Here is a 14,964-nt window from a genome sequence, read left to right on the forward strand (position 1 = left end):
GTGCGGCCATTTATGGGTTCGCACTGTGGTTTTGATCCTTCATGAACAGGAGTTCTCATGAAACCCTCCCAGCCGAAGTACGCCCACGCCTTGTTGCTGCTGGTCACTTCACTCAGCATTCAGACACCGGCTCTGGCCCGTATGGCATCTTCTGCAACCACCGACAACACGTCCCGGCTTGCAGTGGTCAAACCGGTCAGCAGCTGTGCTGCACTAAGCAGCGTGGAACTCAGTGATATCGGCGGGCAGGGCAGTCGTGTGCTGGCGGCCAGTGAATCGACGCGTGACGGTGTTGCGGTGTGTGCCGTGGAAGCGCGGCTGGCGCCCGAGATCAACTTCAGGCTCGAGCTGCCAACCGGCACCTGGGAGCAGCGCTATCTGCAAGTCGGCTGCGGCGGATTGTGTGGCAACGTCAACTCGACCGTGCGCGCCGCTGATGGCTGCACATCCCTGAGTGCTGGCGTATTCGCGGTGGCCTCCACCGACATGGGCCATCGGGCGGCAGACGAGCATTTTGGCGACGACCCGCAAAGGCGTGCCGATTTCGCCCATCGTGGTGTGCACCTCACTGCGCTGGCCTCGAAGAAACTGATCGCCGCGTTCTATGGCCGCAAAGCAGAATACGCCTACTTCAGTGGCTGCTCGGACGGCGGCCGCGAGGCGTTGATCGAAGCACAGCGATACCCTGACGATTTCGACGGCATCATTGCCGGAGCCCCGGCGCTCAACTTTCAAGTGCAGAAAACCCTGTATCACGGCTGGATGGCGCGCTCCAACCGCGGCGCGGACGGCAAGCCGATTCTGCTCGCTTCACGATTGCCGTTGTTGCACAAGGCCGTACTCGACCAATGCGATCTGCTGGACGGGCAGATCGATGGCCTCATAGCGGATCCGCGTATCTGCCACTTCGACCCCGCGGCGTTGCAATGCAAGGCATCTGCCGACCCCGCCACGTGCCTGAGCGCAGCGGAGGTGGCCACGGTCAGACGCTTTTACGAAGGCCCGAAAGACGCCGCCAGTGGCGAGCGGCTGACCCTGGGCGGCCCGCAGCCGGGCTCGGAACTGGCCTGGGCTGGCGTGTTCGTGCCGGTCAGCGCCGATCAGACGGTGTACGGCGAAAAGGCCGCGCTGGAGGCCATTCGCAATGTCGTGTTCGAGAAGAACCCGCCTGCAAGTTTCGATTTGAACGCGCTGGACTTCGACAAAAAAACCTTTGACCAACTGCGCCCGCTGCATGCGCTGTACGACGCTACCAACCCCGATCTTTCGCCATTCGCCAGCCGCGGCGGCAAGCTGATCCTCTGGCACGGCTGGGCTGACCCGAACGTCTCACCGCTCAACACCCTGGCGTATCACGAGGCGCTTGAGGCCGAGATGGGCAAGACCCGCACCGAGGCATTCTCGAGGCTGTACATGCTGCCCGGCGTCTATCACTGCGGCGGCGGGGAAGGGCCAAGCCTGGTCGATCTGCTGACGCCGATCATGGCCTGGGTCGAAAAAAGCCGGGCCCCGGATGCCATCGTTGTCCGACAGGCAGGCCCCGACAAGGCCGGCAACAGGCAGAGACCGCTGGCACAGTCGCTGCCGGCGTCCATGGTCAAGGAAAACGTGGGCAATCGCGGACGCACCCGCAAGGTCTTCCCGTACCCGTTCATGGCCGAGTACGACCACAAGGGCTACGCGAAAAACGCAAACAGCTACCAGCGCGCCCAGCCGCTGACTACGGAAAAAACACCGCAATGGATGGGCAGCGGGTTCTTCAAACCCTATACGCCCCTGGAACGTCAGTCGCAGTAACGATTGCACGGGTACAGCGTAGGCGAATTATTTTCTCCTCGTTCTTGACATGGCATGCGAACCAGTACAGAATTGCGTCCATTCCTGAGCGAGGAATTGAAAAAAATCCTTTAGATTCAATGGGTTGGAAGCCAAAGAAATACAGGTTTCCCGCGAAATCAAAATACGTTTGATGTTCAAGTGAAGCATCTTTCGTTTGAGGCCGAGTAGCAAAATGGTTATGCAGCGGATTGCAAATCCGCCTACGCCGGTTCGATTCCGACCTCGGCCTCCACTATTCAAAGCCCCGCAGATTAACGTCTGCGGGGTTTTTTATTGGGCGCTGAAAAGTGAGGAGTTCCGAAATCTCCTCATGTTGAAGGCTGCGCAACGGCCCTGACCCTGCGCTGCACGCACTTCGTTATCTCCTGGCTGAAGTGGCCCGCCGGTATCAAGGCTTTATCTTGCGTCCAGCCATATGTTGCAGATAGGCCATCAGCATCTGCAAGTCTGCATCCGGCAAAACCGCTTCCGAAAACGCCGGCATCTTCGCCTGCGGCCACTGACGCAAATCCTGAGGGTTGCGAATGTAGAGCTTGAGGAAGTCCATTCCCAGATACTCGGTCGGGTTGTAGGGAATATTCAGATCAGGCCCAAATTGTGCGTCCCCCGCGCCGTTCAAACGATGACAAGCCAGACAGTTTTTCTGAAATAGCGCGAACCCTTGATTGACCGGATCATCAATCTTGAGCGCAGGATCCGGCAACAGAGCAGGGAAGCGCTCGGCAACGGGAGCCATGCGCTTGATGCTGGCCACTTCAAATGGCCATTGCTCCGGGCTGATATTTCCAGCCTGAGGGTCCGTCCATACCAGGTAGAAAGGCCCTGCACTGGGCTTGTCAGCGGCCAAAGGGGGCCACGGATGGGCAGGGTCTTCAATCGCCAGCCAGGCCCGTGTGCCTTTATCGTTGAGTAAGGGTGCAGCGGCCAGCTCTGCGGCAAACCCGTCCAAAGCGACTGCCTGCAGGTGGTCGCCGGGCTTGACTCCTGTCAGCAGCGCAGTCAGAGGCACGGCGCGATAGACCATGTCCTTCTTGTAAGCAACATCATTTTTAACGGTAATGACTTGCAGTTGAGGATGGGTAAGCAAATCTTCCGTTTGCCAGGTGCGACTGTTCTGCCCCAACTGCAGGTCCAGTTGAGCCGCGGACACCGGCCCGCTCAGCAACAGAGCTCCGACTAAAATAAGTGCTTTCAAAGGATCTCGCTCCTTATCGTGAACGGCGAGAAGTCTGGCACGACCACACGGACGTGAAAAGCGGGCTTGCTCATTTTGAAGGCTATGCGAAGCCTGAACAGGGCTACAGGCTCTTTGTTCGCATTCTGCCCGTGGTCATAGCAAGGGTAATTCGCTCGGGAATTACCCCTACCGTGCGATCGTTATCCGCTGAAACTGGCTTGATAGGCGATTGAAAGCTGGCGTGAGTTGCTGGAGTGGTCTATTAATTTTATGTGTGTCTTAACGAGGGCTCAGCCTTGGTCGGTAGAATTTCTGATTCAGAACTTCATGAAATGCGGATTCGCAAGTTGCAGAACGACATCGCTGATTCAGAGCGCCTCGGGATGCAGGTGAAATTCATGCACCTGTCCGCCCTGACGCCCACCAGTCGGGAGCAGCATATCGAACGACATGGCGAGTTGTTCACGGGGCAGCAGATGCTCGATTGGTGGGCAGAGGGGGATAACCGCGTGCGCTGTCGATGCGCATGCACCCCGGTACTTCTGGACAGGCAGGGCAAGCCAATGACGCCTGACCTGATCGCGAATGCCAAGCAGGCGCTGAAGGCCTTCAAGCTTTCCTGAGCTTTCGTTGATGCTTTACGCAATGGACGAGTGGGGTACCCGTGTACTTTGCTCTTGTCGGGGAGTGGAACGCGAGGGGTTCCAAAACCTGGCTCAGCCGCTATTTAAAGCGGCTTGCGTTGATGTAGCCGTATTGGTTTTGCTGGTAAATCGTGTAGGGCAGGAGCAACGTATCCGCGATGCCTGATAAGCCCATGTCCAGTAAAACCCACTCAGGCGCATTGGTCTTCTGATAAGCGCTACTCTGTTTGGGCTCGGCGTTCAATTCACAGAAATCGAGCATAACCCCGCTGTAAACGCGCGGAATAGGGGAGCAATTTGATTTCCAGTCAGTGAGCTTTTCACCTGCGACGGAATCGGGTCTAAACGTGGTGTTGATTGTTCCGCACCCCGTCAAGGCAAGTGCCAGCAGTAGCATGCCATGGGTTTTTCGATGAAACCTGCCTGACGGTTTTTGCTCTACGAAACTTGGCTTCATAACAACGTTCCTTGTATTTTCGATGCGTTTAGGACGGCGGTTCAGGCGCATGAGGCACATACGTTGTAATGCCGCGTGAACGGTGCACAGTTCTTCCTTGCAGATGCTCTGGAGACAGACAGCACGATTATTGCTTGGCATGGCTACCCAGCCTGTCAGGCTCAATCGAGGTAAGTCCCATGAGCAAACCCCTTGTCCGCTGGCCGATCAATCCGCTCAGAACGGCGGTCATCGTTGTAGACATGCAAAAGGTATTTTGTGAGCCCAGCGGGGCGTTGTACGTAAAAAGTACTGCGGACATCGTCCAGCCTATCCAGATGCTGCTGCAAACCGCACGGTCTGCTCGAGTGACGGTGGCTTATCTTCGCCATATCGTGCGCGGCGATGGTTCTGACACCGGGCGCATGCGCGATCTTTATCCGAATGTGGACCAGATACTGGCACGGCATGATCCGGGCGTTGAGGTCATCGAAGCACTCGCGCCTCGGCCCGGTGATGTGATTGTCGACAAGCTGTTTTACAGCGGCTTTCATAACACGGACCTGGACACTGTGCTGCGTGCGCGGGATGTCGACACCATCATCGTCTGCGGTACGGTCACCAATGTGTGTTGTGAAACCACGATCAGAGACGGCGTGCATCGTGAGTACAAAGTCATCGCGCTGAGCGACGCCAATGCTGCGATGGACTACCCGGACGTCGGGTTCGGCGCTGTTTCAGCTGAAGAAGTTCAGCGAATATCCCTGACGACGATTGCCTATGAGTTCGGTGAAGTAACGACGACCGCCGACGTCATCCAGCGTATTGCAAGCGCCTGAAAAAAGCGGGGCGAATGTGCGCAATCCTGGCCCGTTTTGTCATACCTGTGCATTCAAACCATGCGTTCTGTTTCAGACCGTTTGATCCGGCTTTGACCGTCGAAACAGCTAACTGCTTGTATGAACGATGAATTCTTCCAGTGGCATGCTTTCTGCTCCTGCCTCGCTGACCTTCACCCTTGTCGGTGAGCCTTTCCAGCAGCGTTTCAGCGAGAGGAAACAGCCGTATGACTCTGCACTATGTGCCCATTATCAACCTGGCTCCCTATTTTTCAGAAGACCCGGACGGCAAGGCTGCCGTAGCCAGGGCAGTCAATCAGGCGTGTCGGGATATCGGGTTTCTGGTCATCACCGAGCACCAGATTCCCGGAGAACTTATCGAAAGGGTCTCGTGTTTGACCCGGCAATTTTTTGATTTGCCGCTGGCGGAAAAGCGCAAGGTTGATCGGCCCAGCCCGGAAATGGTGCGTGGTTACAGCGCGGTGGCCGAGGAGAGCCTTTCCTATTCTCTGGAGGAAAGTGCGCCGGGGGATCTCAAGGAGTCTTTCTCCATCGGGCCGAGCGATGTGCCGGATGAAGATTATTATCACAATGCCCAGGCCGGGTCGCACTTCGCACCGAATGTCTGGCCTGCGCAAGACCTGCTGCCCGGATTCAAGGAGGCTTACCAGGCCTATTTCGATGCCATGAGCGAATTGGCTCAATCGTTGATGCGCCTGTTTGCCCTGGCATTGGAACTGGATGAGTGTTTTTTCGATGACAAGATCGACCGGCATATCAGTATGTTCCGCAGCCTGAGTTATCCGGATATCAAGACTGAAGTCGAGGCTGGCCAGTTACGCGCCAGTGCGCATACCGACTACGGCAGTCTGACTATAGTTCGCCCTGATAACGCGCTGGGCGGCTTGCAAGTACGTAATCGTCAGGGCGAGTGGGTCGATGTGCCGTATGTCGAGAATGGTTTTGTGGTCAACATTGGCGACCTGATGATGCAGTGGACCAACGACCAGTGGATTTCCACACTGCATCGAGTGGTCAACCCGCCGATGACCAGCGAGCAGGACAACCGCCGACAGTCTCTGGTGTTCTTCCACCAACCGAACTACGACACGTTGATTCAATGCCTGCCAGGTTGCCTGCAGCCTGGCGCCAAGCCTCGGCATGCGCCGGTTACATCAGGCGATCATTTGCTGTCCAAGTTCGTCAAGCAGACCACTTTTGGCGGCAGCAAGGTGGCCTGACATGAGCACACTTTCATACGTCAACGTGTTCGCGCAGGACATCGTCCGCCTGAGCACCTTCTACTCGAACCTGTTCGGCTTTCGCGAAATCGAGGCCATCAGGTCACCGATCTTTCGCGGACTGGACACCGGCAAGTCCTGTATTGGTTTCAACGCACTGGATGCGTACGAGCTGCTTGGCCTGGAGGCGTTTGCAGGCAGCACGGGGGGCAGGTTCTTGCTCAACATCGACGTGTCCGACCAGGCCGAGGTGGACCGACTGGTGCCGCTGGCGGTGGCGCAGGGCGCAACACTGGTCAAGGAACCGTACTTGACCTATTACAACTGGTATCAGGCCGTGCTGCTGGACCCCGAGCAGAATGTCTTTCGCATTAACGTGATGCGCTGAAAAGTTGCTGTCGAGCATGGAGTGGAGAGGGGGCTGGCGCGGCCAGACAGGCTCCTCTGTTTCAGACATTTATCGAAAAATCTACTGGCTGAACTGCTAGCTATCCCGTCCGTGAAAGCAGGTCTTCAATTGTGCAACAGGCAAGGCATGCCTGATTCAATAATTGAGGATATGGACATGAATGAATCTGCTAGCGCACAACCCAGACACGGTATGGTAACCAGTCCCGAATCCCGTGGTTCTTATGCCATATCCAAAGGGCTGTTGCTGGAGTGGGAGGTGGTCGCTATGGAAGGAGGCAAAAACTTTCCAGACGAGACATTTGGTCTTGCGCACGACTTCCCTGGCGTCGATGAGCCTATTAATCTCGATCCGCCTGCGTCAGCGCCGCCGCTTGCCAACCCGCCACCAGACGGACTCATACTGAGCGGGGGGCAAGATGATCGGCGTAAATGCTTGAACCTGACGGATGTCGGGATCATTGAGGAAATAACGCAAAAAGGTCATGGTGCGGCTGAAAAGTGGCCTCGGTTGAGCGTTGCGGGTGGAGACGAGTTTGAAGTTAGATGGGCGTACCATGCCGTACATGTCACACGCGGCTACCGGTGGTTTATTACCAAAGACGGCTGGGATGAAAGCAAACCCATTACGCGGGAAGCCTTCCAGGGAAAGAACTACGTCAGTGATAACCACTTCAAAGCGGACGGTCAAGACGGATTGATGTGGAGCGATATCTCGCCGTTGAGTCCTTTTGATAAACACCGGGATGAGCTTCAGCCCGCAGAGATTACAAAAGCAACATTACCCAGCGATAAACACGGACATCATGTCATTCTTCTTGCCTGGATCGTCGCCGAAACCGATAAAGCGTTTTATCAGGCGTTTGATGTCGATTTTGATGTGCCCGTATCTGGAAAATGAGGCGGTAGATGTGAAGGGCAGGGTGCAAGCGTCCAGCGAAGCGTTGCCCATGCTTGTTCTGCATAAGGAATAGATGATCAGAAAGCCCGGCTTCAGCGCCGGGCTTTTTTGTGCAAGCCAGGCCTGAGTATCGCCTACTGACTTGCGTACGTAGCCGATCACTGGCTCAAGAGTTCTTTGCGCACGATGTCTGCCCCCGCACTTAACGCGCGCAGCTTGCCGCTGGCGACATGACGAGGGAGGGGGGCCATTCCGCAGTTGGTGCACGGATAGAGTTTGTCGGCATCGACGAATTGAAGCGCTCTCCTCAGCGTGTTGGCGACTTCCTCAGGCGTTTCAATGGTATGGCTTGCCACATCAATGGCCCCTACCATCACTTTCTTGCCTCGGATGAGTTCCAGCAGATCCATAGGGACGCGCGAGTTGTGACATTCCAATGAGATGATGTCGATGCTGGAATTCTGCAGTCTGGGAAAGGCCTCTTCGTACTGCCGCCATTCCGAACCCAGCGTTTTTTTCCAGTCGGTATTCGCCTTGATGCCGTAGCCATAGCAAATATGCACGGCCGTTTCACATTTAAGCCCTTCAACTGCCCTTTCCAAGGTGGCGACGCCCCAGTCGTTCACCTCATCAAAAAACACGTTGAATGCAGGCTCATCAAACTGAATGATATCAACCCCGGCAGCCTCAAGTTCTTTGGCCTCTTGGTTGAGAATTTTGGCAAACTCCCAAGCCAGTTTTTTACGATTTCTGTAATGAGCATCGTAGAGGGTGTCAATCATCGTCATTGGCCCGGGCAAGGCCCACTTGATAGGCTGCCTGGTTTGCTGGCGTAGAAATTTTGCGTCTTCAACAAAAACCGGCGCTCGGCGAGCGACAGCGCCCACGACCGTTGGCACGCTCGCATCGTAGCGGTCACGAATTCTAACGGTCTCGCGCTGTTCAAAATCGACGCCGTCGAGATGCTCAATAAATGTAGTTACAAAATGCTGGCGCGTTTGTTCACCGTCGCTGACGATATCAATATTGGCCAGTTGTTGTTCTTGCAGCGACAAACGTAACGCATCCTGCTTGCCTTCAACCAGTGCTTCGCCTTGCAATTTCCAAGGTGACCAGAGCGTCTCAGGTTGTGCAAGCCAGGAAGGTTTAGGCAAACTGCCAGCGGTAGAGGTAGGCAACAGCTTTTTCATAAAAATAGCCTTGGTTTAGATGATCAAAGGGCGTCGCTAGCGGACCACTGATCCAGAACGGTCTGGTAAGGTTTGATAAAGTGCTCTTCAGCGAACTTTCCTTGCTCGATAGCCAGCTGACTGCGTTCCTCGCGGTCATACACAATGCGAGTCAGTGAGTAATCTTGATTTTGCAAGCTGGGCTGGTAGAGTTTTCCTGCCGTTGAGTTCGCGTTATAGATCTCAGGTCGATAAATTTTCTGAAAAGTGTCCATCGTGCTGATGGTGCTAATAAGCTCCAGAGGGGTGTAGTCACCAAGCAAGTCGTTTGAAAAATAGAAAGCCAAAGGCGCAACGCTGTTCGGGGGCATGAAATAGCGAACCTTTAATCCCATCTTCCTGAAGTACTCATCCGTCAACGAGTATTCGTCCTGCTGGTACTCGAACCCTAATACCGGATGCTGATTCCCGGTCCGGTGGTAGGTCCTGGCGCTCGATACACTCAGGCAGATAACAGGTGGCTTGTCGAAATGGGCTTTGTAGCTACTTGAATTGACGAAACATTTGTAGAGTTTTCCGTGCAAGTCTCCGAAGTTTTCTGGCGTGCTGAGCCCGGACTGACTCTTATTGTGCTGCAGCAATCGCACACTGAAATCATAGTCTCGCACATAAGAGGAAAAATTATTTCCTGCCATTCCATTAATGCGCTCATCGGTTTTTCGATCAATGATCGTGGTTTTTAAAATCTCAATTAATGGAATAGCAGGGTGATTGCCTTCAGTATCGATATGCATTTCTGCAGAGACAATATTCAGATCCACCGTATAACGATCTCCTTTGGGGTTGTCCCAGTGCACCAACGCATTGAAGCGATTGTCGATCATCGTCAACGTATTACGCACATTCTCCTGGCGACTTTCCCCCCTGGCCAGGTTCGCAAAATTCGTCGTGACTCGTGTCGTGTCTGAGGGTGAATAATTCTCATCAAAACGAGTGCACTTGACAGAAAATGTGAATTCTTTTTTCATCTTGGCTTGGCATCCTTTCTTATGGGGCAACGCCCGAACAGGCTTCTTGCCCCTTCAGCTTTGACCGGTGTCTGTCTCTTCAATCAGCGACCATTATTCTGTTGACGGTGAAGAGCTGTAGGGATTTTAGGCCGGTTGCCTACATGAACAAAAACGAATTGATTTCAATAAATCATTAGTCACGCTCATGATTGACCTAAGGGTAGGCAGGTCTCTGGAAGGGGGGGCCATCCACGGTAATATCTGGTCGGACACAACGATGATTTTCAGAATCATCCTTGTCACGCTCCACTCATATTGGGCCAAATGGCTTCGGCGCGTGAGTCGCGCAGAGCGTTATAAAAGGCATGACGTCGCTCTTGCCGCATACGTGGCTGACATTGGGTTATCTGGTATGGGCTCGATGTGGGCGATGCGGTGTCGAGAGCATCCGAATGTCGGTGATCCATGCCGTCACAACCCACTCCAGTGCTACTAACGCTGCCGCAATTAAAGCATCCGCCGTGAAGTAACCTTCGGTAGTACTTTTGTAGAAAACCCTGTGCCGCCACAAGTCAAGTTTGCTTTTGGTAGGGACTCATCTTTACCGCTAAAAGCGCTCGCTCCTTCGTAAGTGGCTTCATCACCCCCTTGGCATCATCAAGCAGTATGTACAGAAAGTATCGGTCGTCCTGATCGCGCAATATCCGGTAAACCTCTGCATACGCGTTCGAGCCAGGGGCTATGGTTCGGTCTACAAGCAATTCATAGCTGACGATGTGCAGGTTCTTCAACGCCGCCTGGAAGTCTGCATTGATTCCGGTTTCCCACTGGCTACCTCCGCGCACTCTCAAGATGACGACTACCAGCGTAATCAACGCGAATCCCGCTAACTCAAAAATGCACGTTCCTTGCTCCATGCGCTAACCCCATATGCTTTCTGATCCGCTGTTAATACCGGCATCCGATCACTCATTCAAGCTCGAAGGTGTGACAGTGCTCAGGGCAATTACGTCGGGGGGGAGTGCTGAGCGTGTTCAATTGGGCAAACAATGCTCTGTGCTGCGGCCATTACGGCTATCGTGCGTTTGTCCCTTCTACATCGTTGGCCGCTGCTCGAGATCAAGGTCAATTCGGCGTGTTCGATGTGCGCAGAGTGATCCCCAATTGCTATGAGGGCGTGCATTGGTGGAGTGCTTCAGATTTGGCGAGTGGTGTCTGCGGGCTGAAGACCGCAGCAGCATTGAAACGAGAATTGCGGACCATGACTGTTTTTGCGAACCAAAACAAAAAGGGCCTACCCGGCAAAATGCCCGGTAAGCCCTTTATATATGTGGTGCCCCGAGCCGGGGTCGAACCGGCACGTCCAAAGGACGAGGGATTTTAAGTCCCTTGCGTCTACCAATTTCGCCATCGGGGCGGTAGCGCCAAGAGCAGGGAATATATACACCCGGCCCCTATGAAGCAAGCTTGAAAGCGTCCCGAACGGTACAAGACGCTGCTTTTTTGCCTGTCAGAAATGCTTGGCAAATCATGAGGCTACGAAATTTTATTGGTGCAAAGGCTGACGTGCCGTGATCCGGCGACTCAGGCTTTGCTGTCTTTCACCACCGTATCCTTCACCACGGCCTCGACCTTGTCAGCCAGTATTCGCAGGTAGCTTGCCAGGGCGACTTCTTCCAGGCGCAGGCCTTTGCGTTGTCGGGAGCGGGGGAGTTTGGCCAGGTTGCCGAGCAGGAAGCCTTCCAGAACCGCCGGGTGGATGTAGCATTTTCGGCAGATGGCAGGGGTGTTGCCCAGTTGTTTCGAGACTGCCTTGACCATGTCGACGATGTGCCGTTTGGCGTCGGCCTCTGGCTCCCAGTGCAGTTTTTGCAGCGTTGCCAGTGCCAGCGCACTGGCAGCCCAGGTTCGGTAGTCCTTGGCGGTGAAGTCCGAGCCGGTGAGGCTTTGCAGGTAGGCATTGATGTCGGAAGAGGTCACCGCGTGGCGCACGCCGTCTTCGTCCAGGTACTGGAAGAGGTTTTGTCCGGGCAGTTCCATGCAGCGTTTGATCACGTTGGCCAGACGTCGATCCTTGACGCTGACTTTATGCTCGACGCCGCTCTTGCCGCGGAACTCGAAGAGGATTTGGCCGCCTTTGACTTCAACGTGCTTGTTGCGCAGGGTGGTCAGGCCGTACGAGCGGTTTTCCTTGGCGTACTGGCTGTTGCCGATGCGGATCAGTGTTGCGTCCAGCAATGAAATGACCGTCGCCATGACTTTTTCCCGGCCCATGCCCGGCTGAGCGAGCTGTGCTTCGATCTGCTTGCGCACTTTGGGCAGCGCATGGCCGAACTCGATCAGCCGCGAGTATTTGTCCTGATCACGTATTTCGCGCCAGCGCGGATGGTAGCGATACTGCTTGCGCCCGCGGGCATCGCGGCCGGTGGCCTGCAGGTGGCCCAGCGGATCGGCACAGATCCACACTTCGGTGTAGGCGGGCGGGACTGCCAGTGCGTTGATGCGCTTGATCTCCGACTCGTCCTTGATGCGCTGACCCTTGGTGTCAAAGTACGCGAATTTGCCGCGCAGTACCTTGCGCGTAAGGCCCGGTTGAGTGTCGTCTACGTAATGCAGTTCACTGGCGGGCTGGCTGATGGCAGTCGAGTCAGGCATGGCTAAGTTCCAAAGGCAGTTAAAAACACTGACCTCGGGCTTTTACGGTGGTGCCGTTTATTTGCTGCGTGGCTGTTTTTTTCGAAAGGTCAGGCCAGCACCGCGACCGCCTTGATCTGCGCCCAGAGCGACTGGCCTCTGTGCAGGTTCAGTTGGTCGCTGGAATAGCGAGTGATGCGTGCGAGCAGCGGCGTGCCGCCAGCGTCCAGCTTCACCAGAACGTGTGCCGAATTGTCGGCCAGCGCTTCCTCGATCACCGTGACCGGCAAGCGGTTGAGGATGCTGCTCTGGTAATCGGGTTGCAGGTTGAGGCTGACATCCCGGGCCTGGACCTTGATGCGCAGCAGGGTGCCGACCTGCATCTGCGCGTGGGCGACGCGCATGCTCAGTTTGCTGTCGGGCAGGGTTACGGTGAGCAACTGGTAATGCTGATCATAGGCGCTGACCGTGCCTTCGATGACCACGCCTGCATCACTGCCCATCGCCAGAGGAAGGTCCAGCCGCGCCAGGGTTTCGTGGATCGGACCGCTGGCCAGCACGGTGCCTGCCTCGAGCAGCACCAGGTGGTCCGCCAGGCGTGCGACTTCATCCTGAGCATGGCTGACGTACAGCATGGGGATGTCCAGCTCGCGGTGCAGGCGCTCCAGGTACGGCAGGATTTCACTTTTACGCCGGGTGTCCAGCGCCGCCAGCGGCTCATCGAGCAGCATCAGCCGCGGGCTGGTCAGCAGGGCGCGGGCGATGCCCACGCGCTGGCGCTCGCCACCGGACAGCTTGTCAGGGTTACGCTGCAGCAGGTGATCGATGCCGAGCAGTTCGCTGGCCTGCGGCAGTTGAATGCGGCGCTGCTGGCGCGGGATACGTTTCATGCCGAACTCCAGATTGTCGCGCACCGACAGATGCGGGAACAGGCTGGCTTCCTGAAACACGTAGCCGATCGCCCGCTTGTGCGGAGCCAGGAAAATACCTTTTTCGGTGTCCTGCCAGACTTCATCGTGAACGCGGATGAAGCCCTGATCGGCTTTTTCCAGGCCGGCGATGCAGCGCAGGCAGGTCGTCTTGCCCGAGCCGGAAGGCCCGAACAGCGCGGTAATGCCTGATCCCGGCAGGCTCAGGTCGGTACGGACGGTGAAATCCGGGTAGGCCATCTGCAGGCGGACTTCAATCGGCGATGCCATGACTCAGCTCCATCCCGTTCTGGATTTGCCGCTGGAATACAGCGCCAGCAGCACCAGAAAGGAAAAGACCAGCATCGCGCCGGCCAGCCAGTGCGCTTGCACGTACTCCATGGATTCGACGTGATCGAAGATCTGCACTGACACCACACGGGTTTTCTCGGGAATATTGCCGCCGATCATCAGGACCACACCGAACTCGCCGACCGTGTGCGCGAACCCGAGGATGGCCGCGGTGATAAAGCCCGGCTTGGCCAGGGGCAGAATCACGTGGAAAAAGGTGTCCCAAGGGCCCGCCCGCAAGGTAGCTGCGACCTCCAGAGGGCGAGTGCCGATCGCTGCAAACGCGTTCTGCAGCGGCTGCACGACAAAAGGCATCGAGTACAGAACCGAGCCGATCACCAGGCCGGCAAAGCTGAAGGTCAGTGTGCCCAGTCCCAGGCCTTGCGTAAGCTGACCCACCGCACCGTTGGGGCCGAGCAGCAACAACAGGTAAAAACCGATAACGGTTGGCGGCAAGACCAGGGGCAGGGCGACGACTGCGCCAATCGGCCCCTTTAGCCATGAATCAGTGCGCGCCAGCCACAGCGCAACGGGCGTGCCGATGATCAGCAGGATGACAGTGGTCAGCGACGCCAGTTTCAGCGTCAGCCAGATCGCCGCGATGTCGGCACTCCCCAGCGGCATTTACAGCTGGTATCCGAAGGACTTGATGATCGCGGCGGCTTTCGGGCCCTTGAGGTACTCGACCAGCGCCTTGGCAGCGGCGCTGTCCTTGCCTTTGTTGAGGATGACCGCGTCCTGCTTGATCGGGTCATGCAGGTCATCCGGTACGATCCACGCCGAGCCGCTGGTCAGCTTGCCATCCTTGTAGATCTGCGACAGGGCCACGAAACCCAGCTCGGCATTGCCGGTGGACACGAACTGGTAGGCCTGGGTAATGCTCTGACCTTCGACGATCTTGGCTTTGGTGGCCTCGGTCAGGTCCAGTTTGCTCAGTACCTGAGTCGCCGCGAGACCGTAGGGGGCGGTTTTGGGGTTGGCGATGGACAGATGTTGATACTGATTGGCCTTGAGTACCTGGCCCTTGCTGTCGACGTAACCATCCTTGGCCGACCACAACGCCAGTGTGCCGACCGCGTAGGTGAAGCGCGAACCCTTGACGGTGTCGCCTTCCTGCTCGAGTTTTGCCGGCGTGGTGTCGTCAGCCGAGAGGAATACCTCGAACGGCGCGCCATTTTTGATCTGCGTATAGATCTGACCGGTAGCGCCAAACGCAGCGACGAGCTTGTGGCCGGTGTCCTTCTCGAAGTCAGTGGCGATCGCCTGGATCGGCGCGGTGAAATTGGCCGCCACGGCGACTTGCACTTCGTCGGCAGACGCATAGGCTGCGGCAGAGGCAGCAAAGGCCAGCACGGAGAATTTGAGAATGGCGCGCAGCGTGGTCGTTCGCATGAAACAGCTCCTTGA

15 protein-coding genes and 2 tRNA genes are annotated in these 14,964 nt (G+C 56.2%); 7 read left to right on the forward strand and 10 right to left on the reverse strand.

Annotated elements, in window-relative coordinates:
* Window positions 1–57 precede the first annotated feature (57 nt).
* Window positions 58–1,797: a tannase/feruloyl esterase family alpha/beta hydrolase gene (locus KBY02_RS24245; RefSeq protein WP_225650820.1), complete on the forward strand. Its 1,740-nt coding sequence runs from the start codon at window positions 58–60 to the stop codon at window positions 1,795–1,797.
* Window positions 1,798–1,997: 200 nt separating this feature from the next.
* Window positions 1,998–2,071, forward strand: a tRNA-Cys gene (locus KBY02_RS24250).
* A 156-nt stretch (window positions 2,072–2,227) separates the two neighbouring features.
* Here the strand turns inward: KBY02_RS24250 and KBY02_RS24255 are convergent.
* Entirely contained in the window at window positions 2,228–3,034 is an 807-nt protein-coding gene (locus KBY02_RS24255) for a c-type cytochrome (protein ID WP_225650821.1), read from the reverse strand.
* 314 nt (window positions 3,035–3,348) lie between these two features.
* On the opposite strand from KBY02_RS24255, the gene KBY02_RS24260 reads away from it, so the two are divergent.
* The gene (locus KBY02_RS24260) at window positions 3,349–3,639 is read left to right on the forward strand and encodes a hypothetical protein (RefSeq protein ID WP_003400922.1); all 291 of its coding nucleotides are present in this window, start codon (window positions 3,349–3,351) and stop codon (window positions 3,637–3,639) included.
* 100 nt (window positions 3,640–3,739) lie between these two features.
* Here KBY02_RS24260 and KBY02_RS24265 read toward each other — a convergent pair whose 3' ends face one another.
* Complete coding sequence (locus KBY02_RS24265; RefSeq protein WP_225650831.1) at window positions 3,740–4,117, reverse strand: YceK/YidQ family lipoprotein; 378 nt, start codon at window positions 4,115–4,117, stop codon at window positions 3,740–3,742.
* A 179-nt stretch (window positions 4,118–4,296) separates the two neighbouring features.
* Here KBY02_RS24265 and KBY02_RS24270 point away from each other — a divergent pair, with 179 nt between their 5' ends.
* The 4 genes from KBY02_RS24270 to KBY02_RS24285 all read left to right on the forward strand — a co-directional run bounded on the left by KBY02_RS24270 (window position 4,297) and on the right by KBY02_RS24285 (window position 7,485).
* Complete coding sequence (locus KBY02_RS24270) at window positions 4,297–4,935, forward strand: cysteine hydrolase family protein (protein WP_024638612.1); 639 nt, start codon at window positions 4,297–4,299, stop codon at window positions 4,933–4,935.
* A gap of 227 nt (window positions 4,936–5,162) precedes the next feature.
* Window positions 5,163–6,176, forward strand: a complete 1,014-nt coding sequence (locus KBY02_RS24275) for an isopenicillin N synthase family dioxygenase (RefSeq protein ID WP_003400928.1) — start codon at window positions 5,163–5,165, stop codon at window positions 6,174–6,176.
* A 1-nt stretch (window position 6,177) separates the two neighbouring features.
* On the forward strand, window positions 6,178–6,564 hold the full coding sequence (locus KBY02_RS24280) for a VOC family protein (protein WP_024638614.1): 387 nt from the start codon (window positions 6,178–6,180) through the stop codon (window positions 6,562–6,564).
* 147 nt (window positions 6,565–6,711) lie between these two features.
* Window positions 6,712–7,485: a lytic polysaccharide monooxygenase auxiliary activity family 9 protein gene (locus KBY02_RS24285; RefSeq protein ID WP_003400932.1), complete on the forward strand. Its 774-nt coding sequence runs from the start codon at window positions 6,712–6,714 to the stop codon at window positions 7,483–7,485.
* A 158-nt stretch (window positions 7,486–7,643) separates the two neighbouring features.
* On the opposite strand, the gene KBY02_RS24290 is transcribed toward KBY02_RS24285, so the two are convergent.
* From KBY02_RS24290 to modA, 8 genes are all read right to left on the reverse strand, one after another.
* Window positions 7,644–8,675, reverse strand: a complete 1,032-nt coding sequence (locus KBY02_RS24290; RefSeq protein ID WP_225650822.1) for a methionine synthase — start codon at window positions 8,673–8,675, stop codon at window positions 7,644–7,646.
* A gap of 23 nt (window positions 8,676–8,698) precedes the next feature.
* Window positions 8,699–9,682 (reverse strand): DUF1852 domain-containing protein, encoded by a 984-nt coding sequence (locus tag KBY02_RS24295; RefSeq protein ID WP_024651074.1) that lies wholly within the window; start codon window positions 9,680–9,682, stop codon window positions 8,699–8,701.
* 554 nt (window positions 9,683–10,236) lie between these two features.
* Window positions 10,237–10,581 (reverse strand): hypothetical protein, encoded by a 345-nt coding sequence (locus tag KBY02_RS24300; protein WP_024659482.1) that lies wholly within the window; start codon window positions 10,579–10,581, stop codon window positions 10,237–10,239.
* A 414-nt stretch (window positions 10,582–10,995) separates the two neighbouring features.
* A tRNA-Leu gene (locus KBY02_RS24305) sits at window positions 10,996–11,081 on the reverse strand.
* A 167-nt stretch (window positions 11,082–11,248) separates the two neighbouring features.
* Window positions 11,249–12,319: a DNA topoisomerase IB gene (locus KBY02_RS24310; RefSeq protein ID WP_024660821.1), complete on the reverse strand. Its 1,071-nt coding sequence runs from the start codon at window positions 12,317–12,319 to the stop codon at window positions 11,249–11,251.
* An 89-nt stretch (window positions 12,320–12,408) separates the two neighbouring features.
* Window positions 12,409–13,497, reverse strand: coding sequence for a molybdenum ABC transporter ATP-binding protein (gene modC, locus KBY02_RS24315; protein ID WP_225650823.1), 1,089 nt, complete (start codon window positions 13,495–13,497; stop codon window positions 12,409–12,411).
* 3 nt (window positions 13,498–13,500) lie between these two features.
* Entirely contained in the window at window positions 13,501–14,181 is a 681-nt protein-coding gene (gene modB / locus KBY02_RS24320; protein WP_054091338.1) for a molybdate ABC transporter permease subunit, read from the reverse strand.
* Complete coding sequence (modA, locus tag KBY02_RS24325; protein ID WP_225650824.1) at window positions 14,182–14,949, reverse strand: molybdate ABC transporter substrate-binding protein; 768 nt, start codon at window positions 14,947–14,949, stop codon at window positions 14,182–14,184.
* Window positions 14,950–14,964: the final 15 nt, after the last annotated feature.

This window comes from Pseudomonas sp. P129, from assembly GCF_020312195.1.
GTDB classification, from domain to species: domain Bacteria; phylum Pseudomonadota; class Gammaproteobacteria; order Pseudomonadales; family Pseudomonadaceae; genus Aquipseudomonas; species Aquipseudomonas fragariae.

Bases quoted from the DNA above. Each gene is read 5' to 3' on its own strand.
- KBY02_RS24245 (WP_225650820.1), top strand. From the start codon at position 58: ATGAAACCCTCCCAGCCGAAGTACGCCCACGCCTTGTTGCTGCTGGTC.
- KBY02_RS24260 (WP_003400922.1), top strand. From the start codon at position 3,349: ATGCGGATTCGCAAGTTGCAGAACGACATCGCTGATTCAGAGCGCCTC.
- KBY02_RS24265 (WP_225650831.1), bottom strand. From the start codon at position 4,117: ATGAAGCCAAGTTTCGTAGAGCAAAAACCGTCAGGCAGGTTTCATCGA.
- KBY02_RS24270 (WP_024638612.1), top strand. From the start codon at position 4,297: ATGAGCAAACCCCTTGTCCGCTGGCCGATCAATCCGCTCAGAACGGCG.
- KBY02_RS24275 (WP_003400928.1), top strand. From the start codon at position 5,163: ATGACTCTGCACTATGTGCCCATTATCAACCTGGCTCCCTATTTTTCA.
- KBY02_RS24280 (WP_024638614.1), top strand. From the start codon at position 6,178: ATGAGCACACTTTCATACGTCAACGTGTTCGCGCAGGACATCGTCCGC.
- KBY02_RS24285 (WP_003400932.1), top strand. From the start codon at position 6,712: ATGCCTGATTCAATAATTGAGGATATGGACATGAATGAATCTGCTAGC.
- KBY02_RS24290 (WP_225650822.1), bottom strand. From the start codon at position 8,675: ATGAAAAAGCTGTTGCCTACCTCTACCGCTGGCAGTTTGCCTAAACCT.
- KBY02_RS24295 (WP_024651074.1), bottom strand. From the start codon at position 9,682: ATGAAAAAAGAATTCACATTTTCTGTCAAGTGCACTCGTTTTGATGAG.
- KBY02_RS24300 (WP_024659482.1), bottom strand. From the start codon at position 10,581: ATGGAGCAAGGAACGTGCATTTTTGAGTTAGCGGGATTCGCGTTGATT.
- KBY02_RS24310 (WP_024660821.1), bottom strand. From the start codon at position 12,319: ATGCCTGACTCGACTGCCATCAGCCAGCCCGCCAGTGAACTGCATTAC.
- modC (WP_225650823.1), bottom strand. From the start codon at position 13,497: ATGGCATCGCCGATTGAAGTCCGCCTGCAGATGGCCTACCCGGATTTC.
- modB (WP_054091338.1), bottom strand. From the start codon at position 14,181: ATGCCGCTGGGGAGTGCCGACATCGCGGCGATCTGGCTGACGCTGAAA.
- modA (WP_225650824.1), bottom strand. From the start codon at position 14,949: ATGCGAACGACCACGCTGCGCGCCATTCTCAAATTCTCCGTGCTGGCC.